Source organism: Desulfocicer niacini, assembly GCF_054657595.1.
Genome location: NZ_BAAHYK010000014.1, coordinates 23,905 through 35,631 on the forward strand (window position 1 = coordinate 23,905; position 11,727 = coordinate 35,631).

The 11,727-nt window shown below is 46.2% G+C and carries 10 protein-coding genes; 2 read left to right on the forward strand and 8 right to left on the reverse strand.

Annotated elements, in window-relative coordinates; translation table 11 throughout:
• Positions 1-236: 236 nt before the first annotated feature.
• The 7 genes from ACYQ2M_RS09250 to ACYQ2M_RS09280 form a co-directional block, all read right to left on the reverse strand.
• Positions 237-956, reverse strand: a complete 720-nt coding sequence (locus ACYQ2M_RS09250) for a phosphate ABC transporter ATP-binding protein (protein ID WP_459916050.1) — start codon at positions 954-956, stop codon at positions 237-239.
• A complete protein-coding gene (locus tag ACYQ2M_RS09255; protein ID WP_459916051.1) occupies positions 953-1,819 on the reverse strand; it encodes a PstA family ABC transporter permease in 867 nt (288 codons plus the stop codon). The genes ACYQ2M_RS09250 and ACYQ2M_RS09255 overlap by 4 nt, the downstream gene beginning before the upstream one ends.
• A complete protein-coding gene (locus ACYQ2M_RS09260) occupies positions 1,816-2,670 on the reverse strand; it encodes a PstC family ABC transporter permease (RefSeq protein ID WP_459916052.1) in 855 nt (284 codons plus the stop codon). The genes ACYQ2M_RS09255 and ACYQ2M_RS09260 overlap by 4 nt, the downstream gene beginning before the upstream one ends.
• A complete protein-coding gene (locus tag ACYQ2M_RS09265) occupies positions 2,670-3,509 on the reverse strand; it encodes a phosphate ABC transporter substrate-binding protein (protein WP_459916053.1) in 840 nt (279 codons plus the stop codon). The genes ACYQ2M_RS09260 and ACYQ2M_RS09265 overlap by 1 nt, the downstream gene beginning before the upstream one ends.
• Before the next feature lie 743 nt (positions 3,510-4,252).
• Positions 4,253-5,182, reverse strand: a complete 930-nt coding sequence (locus tag ACYQ2M_RS09270; protein WP_459916054.1) for a DMT family transporter — start codon at positions 5,180-5,182, stop codon at positions 4,253-4,255.
• A 407-nt stretch (positions 5,183-5,589) separates the two neighbouring features.
• Positions 5,590-5,793 (reverse strand): hypothetical protein, encoded by a 204-nt coding sequence (locus ACYQ2M_RS09275; RefSeq protein WP_459916055.1) that lies wholly within the window; start codon positions 5,791-5,793, stop codon positions 5,590-5,592.
• Complete coding sequence (locus tag ACYQ2M_RS09280) at positions 5,793-6,773, reverse strand: metallophosphoesterase (protein ID WP_459916056.1); 981 nt, start codon at positions 6,771-6,773, stop codon at positions 5,793-5,795. Before ACYQ2M_RS09280 ends, ACYQ2M_RS09275 begins: the two co-directional genes overlap by 1 nt.
• A gap of 394 nt (positions 6,774-7,167) precedes the next feature.
• Between ACYQ2M_RS09280 and ACYQ2M_RS09285 the strand changes: the two genes are divergently transcribed.
• Positions 7,168-8,535 carry a class II fumarate hydratase gene (locus ACYQ2M_RS09285; protein ID WP_459916057.1) on the forward strand — a complete coding sequence of 456 codons (1,368 nt, stop codon included), beginning with the start codon at positions 7,168-7,170 and terminating at the stop codon, positions 8,533-8,535.
• Positions 8,536-8,610: 75 nt separating this feature from the next.
• Entirely contained in the window at positions 8,611-9,909 is a 1,299-nt protein-coding gene (locus tag ACYQ2M_RS09290; protein WP_459916058.1) for a helix-turn-helix domain-containing protein, read from the forward strand.
• A 73-nt stretch (positions 9,910-9,982) separates the two neighbouring features.
• Here ACYQ2M_RS09290 and ACYQ2M_RS09295 read toward each other — a convergent pair whose 3' ends face one another.
• Positions 9,983-11,641: a glutamate synthase-related protein gene (locus ACYQ2M_RS09295; protein WP_459916059.1), complete on the reverse strand. Its 1,659-nt coding sequence runs from the start codon at positions 11,639-11,641 to the stop codon at positions 9,983-9,985.
• Positions 11,642-11,727: the final 86 nt, after the last annotated feature.

Here is an 11,727-nt window from a genome sequence, read left to right on the forward strand (position 1 = left end):
CGTGATCTATCTCCGTATTTGCTCAGAAAATATGCGGATTGACAATAGTTTTTTCCCGAAAATTCAATTAATCGTTTTTATGTAACATGTTGATTGAGCTGGTAATAACGTAAGACCCCCAAAGTGTGTCATGGCCTTATAAATTTAACTTTCGGTGTTCGCCTTTCGTGGTCAAATAAAAAATATAGGAATGAAAAAAAGTGCCAATGGTTTGATTCGCAGCTGACAGGTCACTGTTATTTCTCTGCTGCCACCACCAGAGAAAGTTTTCCATCCGACAATCTTAGGTTTGTGTCGGCAATTCTCCGGATCTGATCCATGTAATGGGAGACCATGACAATGGTGCAGCGTGTTTTTAGATCCAGAAGCAGATCTTCAATTTTTTCAACGGAAACCGGGTCCAGGGAGGCCGTTGGCTCATCCATCAAAAGCACCTCCGGCTGCAGCACCAGGGTTCTGGCAATGCACAGACGCTGGAGCTGTCCCCCCGAAAGCATCCTGGCGTCACTGGAGAGCCTGTTTTTAACCTCCTTCCACAGATGTGCCTGCTTCAAAGCCGTTTCGATTTTCTCATCAACACAGTCTTTTTCTGAGATACCGGCAAGCTTTAAAGGAAACTGCATGTTTCTAAATATACTCATGGGAAGGGGGTTGGGCATCTGAAAAACCATCCCCACCTTGCGGCGCAGGTGGTGTACACCATATTCGGGTTGGGTCACCTCCACCAGCCCTTTACCGAAATCAATCCAGATACGACCCGTGGCCCTGGCACCGTCAATGTTTTCCCACAACCGGTTGAAGGCGGTCAGTAAGCTGGATTTCCCCTGTCCCGATGGGCCGTTGACAGCGGTGATGCTGCCTGCCGGAATATCCAGATCAATATGGTCAAGGACCTTCTGTGCCCCATAAAAAAAATTGAGGCCCCGTACCTTTATTTTTGTTGTTAACTCGGTCATTTCACCTTTCTCTTAATCGAGTATGCAATGGTGTACAAGCTTCCGCAGATAAACAGCAGAACAAGGGCAGCCCCATACCCTTTCATTAATTCCGAAGCATCGGCATACTCTGCAGCGGTATAGTATATGAAAAAAGGCAGCGCTTCATATCCAGAAAATACGGAGCCTGGAATCCCGGCGGTGGCAACGGCCCCTGTGAGCATGATCACCGCGGTATCCTCGGCACTTCTGCCAATGGCGAGAATGATGCCGCCCACAATCTCCTTTGCCGCCATGGGAATCAGGACATACCACAGGTTCTGGAATCGGGTGGCACCAAGCCCCGGAGCGGTTAGCCGCACCTCGGGAGGAAGACTTTCCAGGGCAATTTGTGTTGAACGGATGATATATGGAACCACCAGAAATGCCAGGCACATGGCGGAAATCAGTAGGCAGGGGTAGAGCTGTTTAAAAAAATGCTGATGCAGAAAAACAGTGACCGCAAACCCGGACAAACCCACCACAATGGATGGCAGGGATGCCATGATATCAAACATCAACCCTAGAATACGCCGGGTTCCCGGCAGGGCGAATTCTGACAGAAAAACCCCAGAAGCAATGCCCACCGGAAGGGCAAAAAACATGGATAAAAGAATCAGGGCCAGGGTTCCGCCAATGGCCGGGAGCAGCCCGCCGAACACCTGTTTTTTTAAAAGAAGGGCTTCCAGCACCGGGGTATCGGCAAAGATCAGCCCTATGTTCAGGGAGGAGAAGCCGTGAAACAGAAGATATCCTGCAATGGTCAAAACCGCCAATGTGAGGAGCAGTGCACAACACCAGGCATAGGCATTTAAAAAAAAATTCCCGGCAGATCTGTTTTTCATGATGATTTCTGCCCTTTTCCCACAGCACGGGCAGAAAAAATGCCAAGGCAGGTCATCAGGTAAAGTGCCAGAGCGCAGACAAAAATCGTTTTGAATTCCATACTGTCAAAATCAGCCGCCGTCACCAAGGCGATGTGCGCGGTCAAGGTCCGTGCAGAATCCAGGATATGACCGGGAAAGTCAATGGTATTCCCGCTGATCATCAGTGCAATAAGGGTGTCTCCCACAGCCCTGCCGAATCCCAGAATCACCCCGGTGAGTATCCCTTTCCAGGCATATGGCACAATGATCATGAAAAAAGTCTGTGCCGGTGTTGCCCCCATGGCTTCCACCGCCATGGTATACTGCAGGGGAACGTTGGAGATACTTTGTGAAAAAATCAGTATCATGGTGGGAGAGATCACAAGGGCGAGCATGATGGAAGCCGATAAAATGCACATGCCCGAGCCCTGGAGAAAGGTTTCACGTATAAAAGGAACGATGAGGAAAATTCCCACAAAACCATATACCACTGTGGGAACGGCTGTCATGGCCTCCACCAAATGCTGGAAAATTTTTCCCGCAGCTCCGGGTCGGGTGACTTGGATAAAGATCGCACAACCGAAACTCACAGGTGCCGCAATGGCAAGGCTTAACACTGAAATATAAAGGCTGCCGAGGATCATGGGGCCTATGCCGAACTGTCCCTTGTCCGGCAACCAGGGCATGGTGAGAATGTGGAGCGTATCGGATGCTTTGAGCACAGGAATGCTAAGCCACGCCATAAACGCCAGAACAGCAAGGGTCATCAACGCACATCCCCATGCAGCAGCCTGAAGAAAAATTTCTGGAACACGGTCATTTTCAAACATTATCGAACCGGCACAAATCCTTTTTCAATAACGATTTTCTGACCTTCTGGGCTCAAAAGATAGGTGATGAATTTTTCTGCCAGTCCTGTGGCAGGTCCTTTGGTGTTGCTGTAAAGGCCCCTTGCAACTTTGTATTTACCGGATTTAACGGTCTCCAGGTCCGGCTGAACCCCATCCAATGAAACGGCTGCAACGCTATTGTCAATATATCCCACCGACATATATCCGATGGCGTAGGGATTCTTTGCAACAGCTGTTTTCATGGCGCCGTTGGAGGCGACAAACTGTGCCTTGGGAGAAATTTTACCTTTTGAAAGGGCTTTTTTCCAGAAGACCGAGCGGGTTCCGCTGGACTCATCCCGGGTGTACACGGTAATGGGGCGATCCGGGCCGCCAAGTGTTTTCCAGTTGTCGATACGGCCTGCGAAAATATCCTGCAGCTGCTGTGATGAGAGAGCCCGGACCGGGTTTTCAGGGTGCACCACCGTACCCACACCGTCAATGGCCCACTTATACAGGGAGAGACCATATTTCTGGATTTCAGCGTCACTGGCCTTTCGTCCTGAATTGCCGATTTGAACCAGTCCCTCTCCAACCTGTTTGATGCCTGCCCCGGATCCTCCCCCGGCAATGGTGATCTGGATATCCGGATTATTGGCCATGATTTTTTGTGCGGCGATTTTCATTACCGGGATATGGGCTGTTCCGCCTGATATCCGGAGGGTCCCTTTTTCTCCTGTAAAAGTATCAATGCCAGCTGCCGAGCTGGAGGAAAACAGAAGCAAGCAGCAGGTCAGCAGTAATGCCAAGCGTTTAAGTGGGTTCATAAAAATTTTCATATTTTCTCCTTTGTTGTTTAACCATTTAAGTTTTTGATTATACTATCTGCCACCCGTGACAATGAACGGGCCAGGGAGATCAGGTTTGTGCTGTTTTTTTTATCAATATGGGGGAGTAAAAGAAAAACAACACAAAGGTTACAAGCAAACCGATAACTCAAGCTTGACCCTATAATCTATGTTATTTATATCAGCTAAGTCAAATCGTTAATCTTAATCCTATATTTCATTTGTATTAAGTTTTTTGATGACAGGGGCAGTTGGGTGGGTATAGTCTGATGGCTTTTGATGCAGCCCTGTACTCATGATTTGAGATTCCCAGATCCTGGTATTTGAAAATTTTTACAGGAGGAATTTTATTCATTTTTTTAAATTTTTCATGCAACTTTAATCGAAGCATTTTTTGTTTTGTTTAGTCAAAAACGACACATTAACCCTCATTTGTAGCGATATAAGGATCTAAAACTAAGTACTTATAGCTAATAAAGTTTGAAAATTAGAATCCGGTATTTTAGAGTGGATCTTTGCGTAACTATTTTAAAATACTATATTTTATTTTTAAAAAACGCTTAAAATGTCGACTTTGAGTATTTAAATATCAGAATAATCAGAGTGGATAAAAGTACTAAGGTTTTTAATCCCAAACACTTGACTTTTTAAGCTTCAAAACTGACAAAAATAAAACCAAAAACGTGGGCCAGACCACGTTTTATTCAGCTTTAAAATGGGCTTTGTCTATGTGTTCAATCCGTAGACTTCAAGTGAAATTCAGGGGGAGAAGAAGCAGATTTGCTGCTGCTGCCAAAGTAAATGGCTGACAATGCCAGGGCCACCCCCACCCAGGCGGTGGTGGAGGTTTCCCGGTGGAAAAAAAGTACGTCCCACACAAAAGACAGGGATGGCTGGAGCAGCAGAACCAATCCGGCAATGGCCGCCGGAATCCGTGGTATGGATCGGGTGATCAACATCCAGCCCACAGTCTGACTCATTAGGCCCAGTCCCACAAGAGCTGCAGCGCTCTGGAGATCTGGAATGGCAAAGCTGTCATGGGTGCGAATCATTTCCACGGCAAGGAAGGCCGCCGTTGCAAAGGATATTACCATGAGATTAAAGGCGGGAGATGGGCTGGAAGCATGGGATTGGAGTTTTCGAAGGGATATCAGAAATCCGGTGTAAAAAATGGCGGTGAGGATACCATACCAGATTCCCATGCGATAGTCGGGGGTCAAGATTTCCCATCGGATACCCACAATCATGAAAAGGCCCACCAGTGCCGGTGGCACCGAAAGAACAAATCGAAGGCCTGGTCGTTCACCATAAAGCATTAAGCTGGCCACCGGTACAAAAAAAACCTGAAAGCTGCTTAAAATGGTGGCAAGCCCAGGCCCCACATACTGGATGCTGCGGTGCCAGGCGTAAAGATCAAGAGCAAAAAACAGTCCCGTCAGCAGGGACAATCCTGAAAATGTTTTCTCCGCCCCTGTTTTTTTTCTGTGGAAACACACAAGTATCAGCAGAAAAAATCCACCCAAAAAGACCCGGTAAAAGGCAGAGGCTGTGGGGGTAACGTGTGCCAGCTTAACCCATACGGCGGAAAAGCTGATCATCATAGCTCCCAGAGTGGTTCTCAGAAGCGCCTGGTCAGGCCTTAATTGTTTGTCGGTGTGGGGCATGCTGCACTCCGGATTTTATAGGATTCTGGATCATCCAAGATAATTTAATTCAACCTTCGGTGTTCGCTTTTCGTGGTAGGGTCAGGTTTGGGTTATTGACGCTTTTGTTGCAATTTGAGTTCAGACATCACATGTCGTCAAAAATACAATAACACAAGCCTGACCCGTTGGCGCATGAACTGTATAAAAAAGCCAGCTTTGAGATGAAGTCCAAAAGTTGCGAATTTAAAATGAAGCTTCAATATCATTGCCGCCTCGGTTTGTCACTTGTTATCATAAAACTGGGGATTGAGCACGTTTTTTTCAGCCTAAAAACCTGGTCTGTCTGTGCGGCCAGTCATGACTCATGACTTTCTATTTTTGTTGTGGGTTGATCTGTGTCCCGGAATGCGGTCTGCCCATGGCGGTTATATACGAACAAAATACGGTAATGCAATAAATACGATACCTGTGATGATCAGAATGTACAGGTTTGAAATAAAGTATGGAAACAGCATCAACCCAATACCGCTGAGAAGCGGGACAATGGCGGTTTGCTTTTTACCATAAACAAAAAATCCCAAACCGATTGAGCTAAATACAACATTCCACATTAAAATTGATGTATCCATTATTTTTTAACCCCACCATCAAGAACTTTATGTCCGGCGCATACAAGCTCATGGACCGTAATTTCCGGTGGACAGAAAAATCTCACCGGAACGCCTGACGATCCAGTCCCCCTGGAGGTGTAGCCATGCATGCCTTTATGGTTCCAGGAACCCTTACAGTAATTTTTAGGACATTTTGCGTTGGTCATGAGGGTAATTCCGCCGGGAAGGCATATCTGACCCCCATGGGTGTGTCCGCAAAGCAGGTAGTCAACCCCGGCAGTGGATGCCTCTGCATAGGTCTCCGGGGTATGGGACAGCATTATTTTTACAGCCCCTGCGGGAATTTTGGCCAAGGCCTTTTCAATGTCATGGCAGCGATAGAGATGGGCATCGTCGATTCCGGCCAGCCATATCCTTGTGCCGTTCTTTTCAATGGGAACCGCCTCGTTTAAAAGCATTTGAATCCCGCCAGATTCCAGACTGGGAACAAATTCAATGAAATCATGATTGCCCAGAATGCCGAATTTGGGACAATCCTCGCCCATGCAGTCACCTATTTCCATGGTCATTGCAAGGGCTTTTGCATGGACATTCTGGGTCATAAATCGAAAATCCCCTGTGAATACACAGATGTCTGCCGTAATTCCCCGGAGTATTTTTTTAAGACGTTCCCCTCTGTCCAGCAACGCATCTGCATGGATATCTGAAATCTGCAGTATTTTAAATCCGTTAAACAAAGGGGGCAGATTTTTAATGGGAACGTTTATTCGTTCCAGGCTGTAATCAATGGCGTTCATCATCCCTTTGTTATATAGCCCTGTTATCTTCAATAGAGCTTTAAGAACCACGTGTATCCACTGGACATTTTCAAAATGAAAAGGCGCCGGGCTGGTTTTTGAATAAAAATTCGCAGCAAGGGTTACCTGTCTGATGAGACGTTTGGCAAGATGGGGCTCTTCTATTCGTTTTAACAGATGGGTGTATATGTTTGTATCCACAGTTCAGTTCTCCAGTAAATCTGTTTGCATTTCCTGCGGTTTAGACCGCCAAGTGGGGAGGGTGGCCCATGTTGTGAGTAAGCCTCATTTTTGTTATTGGTTGTGACTGAGCCTTCTGCCAAGTAAGTTATACAGATTACGCTGTCAAAGACAAGAATCAATATGGTTTCAGGTATTTTCCATATATCTGTTTACACTTTTACTGGATGTTCAAGTTTTTGTTGGGCGGTTTTGCAAGCCTGATTCCTCGTCTATTTTTATCAACATAAAAAACTTGAATATAGAGTTGCAGGTCATTTTTTTGCGGGAATTTCGCTGAAAAGAGTGTAAGGTGGGGAGAGTAGCAAACCCGTTTTTTGTAAAACCAGTGTAGAAGCGGCAAAAGGAGCATAAAATGGAATATCGAGAAGAAAAAGATACCATGGGAATCGTACGTGTCCCGGAAAATAGCTATTATGGAGCACAGACCCAGCGGGCCGTGGATAATTTTCCCATCAGCGGCATGACATTGCCCATTTCATTCATCCATTCCCTTGCCCTGGTGAAAAAATGTGCAGCCATGATCAATGAATCCCTTGGTATCCTTGAAGCTCCCATGGGAAATGCCATTGCCAGGGCGGCCCAGGAGGTAATGGACGGCCTGTTTGATGATCAATTTGTGGTGGATGTGTTTCAAACGGGTTCCGGCACCTCCACCAACATGAACATGAACGAGGTGCTGGCCTCCCGGGCCAACGAGATTCTTACAGGCAAAAAAGGCGGCAAATCACCGGTTCATCCCAATGATCACGTAAATGCCGGTCAGTCCAGTAATGATGTGATTCCAACGGTGATCCATTTGTCGGCATTGACCCGGATCACCACCCGGCTGTTACCTGCCCTTGAAAACCTTGAAAAGGCTTTGTCAGAAAAAACAATTGAATTCAATGATGTAAAAAAGATTGGCAGAACCCATCTTCAGGATGCTGTGCCCATGACCCTTGGTCAGGAGTTTTCCGGCTATGCAAGTCAGGTGGCCCTGGGCATCCAGCGCCTTAAATGCGTGAGGCCACGATTGACGGAACTTGCCCTGGGGGGAACTGCCGTTGGCAGTGGATTGAATGCCCATCCCGATTTTGCCCCGGGGGTGATCAAGGCCATTGCTCACCATACCGGCCTGGAATTCCGTGAGGCCAAAAATCATTTCCAGGCCCAGGCCTGCCAGGACACCGCCGTTGAAACCAGCGGGGTGTTAAAATCCATTGCCGTTTCCCTTGTGAAGATTGCCAATGATATCCGATGGCTGGCATCGGGTCCCCGGTGTGGTGTGGGAGAAATTAATATCCCCTCCCTGCAGCCGGGGTCTTCCATCATGCCGGGAAAAGTCAATCCCGTAATTCCAGAAGCGGTGATCCAGGTGGCGGCCCAGGTGATGGGCAATGATACCACCATCATGGTGGGAGGGCAGAGCGGTAATTTTGAGTTGAATGTAATGCTGCCGGTCATTGCGCATAATCTTCTTCAGTCCATTGACTTTCTCTCTTCTGTATCCATTTTATTTGCCGAAAAATGTGTTGAAGGCATCACTGCCAATGAAGGGAGATGCGCTGCTTTTATTGAAAAAAGTCTGGCCATGGTCACCGGCCTGATTCCCCACATCGGGTATGACAGAGCCGCAGATATTGCAAAACAAGCACACAACACAGGAAAGACCATCCGTCAGGTGGTGCTGGAAGATCAAATTTTACCGGAGGCTGTTCTTAATGCTGCTTTGTCTGTGTAGATTCCCAGCTTGTGACCAAACCCTACGTCTCATTAATATGGCATGTTAAAAAAGGTGTTGAAATAAAGAATAAATATGGTGAATAAAAAAAAACGGGTCTCTTCAGGTATCAGCGAGCTGGACAATCTGCTCAACGGTCTTTTTATAGGGGATAATGTGATCTGGTACGATGATGCCGGAAGCCTAGCATCAGCATTTTGCAGCGAATTTATCAATGAATCCCAGAAACAGAATAAACCCATTGTATATGTGACTTTTGACCGTTCTCCAAAAAACTTAATTGCAAAACTTGGTCCCCTTGCAGAAAGTCAGCAGTTGACCATACTGGACTGTTTTACCAATGGTAAAGGGGATAAGGCAGATGTGTTTAATAAATTTTATGAGAAAGATGGTGCACAATGGCCACATCAGGTGATAAAGGTAACCCGTCCATGGGAGCCGGAAACCGTTTCTGATGCCATTTATGGAATTCATAAGACCCTTACAGGGGATGTCCGGTTTGTCATCGAAAGTTTAACTGGAATGCAGGATCTGTGGGAGGGTGAGAAATCCATCTCAAAATTTTATTCCAGGACTTGCCCCAAACTGTATGAACTTGATACCATCGCTTACTGGATAATCGAAAAAGAGGCCCATTCAAAACAATTAAAGGCCCATATCAATCAGATCGCCCAGGTTGCCATTGATCTTTCCATAAAACAGGGTAAAACATCCATAAGTATTTTAAAGGCAGAAAAACGTACCCCCCGGGCCATTGGGAAACCATTTTATTATTTAAGAACAGGCAATAACATTGTTCTGGAAGGGGGAAAAGGGGAGAATGTTCATCATAATCTTGGATTCAGAATAAAAAATATCCGCAAGGATCAGGGTATTTCCCAAAAAGAGCTGTCCAGCCGCGTTGGCGTTACGCCAAGTAATATTTCGCAGATTGAAAATAACCTGATCTATCCATCGTTGCAGGCATTATATAAAATAGCAGAAACCTTGTCCGTTGAGGTTGGTTCATTTTTTCTGGATAAAAACATGCCTGTCAAAACGGTGTTTCCCCGGGGGGAAAACCTCCGGATAAACAGAACGGAAATACCCAAAGATCGTATGACCATGGATTGCCTCACCCCACCGGACCATGATGGTAAGGTGGGGCTTTATATTATCAATATTCTACCCGGCAAAAAAATTCCGACCCATTTTTTTGTTCATAAGGGAGAAGAAGCAGGTTATCTTATTTCCGGCACTCTCACCGTCACAAGTCAGAATGAATCAGAGACCATCACCCCGGGAGACACAGTTTATTTTAAGACCGTGACCCCCAGCCAATGGGTTAATCCCGGCCCAGATATCGCCAGTATCCTCTGGTTAAAAATAAAATAATTTACCAATTATGGGGATAAGGTTAACGCAGGTACCTCAATCCAAAACCTGCGTTGTCATCTGATTTAATATCTTATGAATTGAGAATTTTTCTTGCACTCTCATCATTCACATCGGAACAATGGGGGATGCCTGTCTCCTTGGCAGTTTCTCTGTTCCCGGCAAAAATTTCCTGTCGGGAGATCTGATTCATGGAAAATTTCCTTGCACCGGCCATGAGCTGTTGCAGACCACACCCGAGTTTGTCTGCCAGGGTATAGAAGGCAATGGCACTGTAGGGGATATTTTTCATTTCATTTTTGCCCAGTTTTTTCTCCAGATCATGGTATCCGGCAAAAATTTCATCCACGGTTTTGCCTTCCTGGAGAACCGTTTTGGGAAGCTCATTCCAGTTACCGTTCACAGCGGGTCTTCTTTCTGGATTCAATGCACCTTCAATGTTGGCACCAAGAAAACCCGGTATCATTATTGCCCTGCCCATGCAGATCAGTTTTGTGTAAGGGGCACCCAGGGCAAGGGCCTTGAAAATATGATCTTCCAGAGCAAAACCACCGGCAAAGGACATGTCCACCACGCTTTTTCCCTTGGCAGAAAGAATGCTGGCATATTGATGGGCCTTTGAATGGAGGTTGATGGATGGAACGCCCCAGCTTTGCATCATATTCCATGGACTCATTCCTGTTCCACCGCCGGAACCGTCAATGGTCAGAAGATCAAGATTGGCATCAGTGGAAAATTTAATGGCCATGGCAAGCTCTTCCATGCCATAAGATCCTGTTTTAAGAGTTATTCTTTCAAATCCAAGGCCCCGAAGATATTCCACGCTGTTCATGAAATCTTCCCGGACTTTTTCCACACTGTCAAGTTCGGTTCCACCCAACCGGCTGTGACGGGCAAATGATTTTATGGCACCTTGTTCAAACCCTTTCTTCACCTCAGCCAGTGAGGGATCCGGGTCCACCACATAGCCCCTCTCTTTCAGAAATAGAGCATAATCAAGGCTTTGCACCTGTATTTCTCCACCAATATTTTTTGCTCCCTGACCCCATTTCAGCTCAATAATACATTTGTCGCCATATTTATCCACAACATATTCTGCAACACCGTTGCGGGTGTCTTCCACATTCAATTGAACAATAATTGCACCATAGCCGTCATAATATTTGAGATAGGTGCCTATTCTGCGGTCCAGTTCCGGTGCACTTTTAATTTTTCCTTTTTTTTCACCACCGGAATTGATCTCTGATTTCCTGTCAACACCCACAACATTTTCACCAATAACAACCGGAATACCAATCAAGGCACCGCCTATGGCAAAGCCGTTCCAGTATTTTTCAGCAATAAAAGTAGAACCCAGAGCCCCTGTCATTATGGGCATGCGTATTTTTGTTTTCTTCTTTTTGCCAAATTCTGTTTCCAGGCTGACATTGGGGAAAATGCTGTCGTCTGGACTGTTGGTAAGATTTCCGGGAAGGCCATGGGCACCATAGGCATAGCCCTGAATTCTCAAAGAATTGTAGGAAACCCCCACATGGGTTGTATTATTTGCACCGGCAGTGACCAGCCCGAAGCTTCTGGGATAAAGTAGTTTTCTTCCCACCATGCTTGAAAGCCAGGTTTCACATTTGCCTTTGCAATCGGCTCGGCACAAGGTGCACAGGCTCGACTCTGCGGCGTTACCTCGGTTGCTTGTTCCCAATACATCATTACCCTTTGAAAATCGCATGTCCATGATTGAGTCTCCTTTTGTTTGTGATTCTCGACGATACGTTTTGGGACTTGTTCCGGCATCCTTCATATCCCCTTGAAATTACCTGA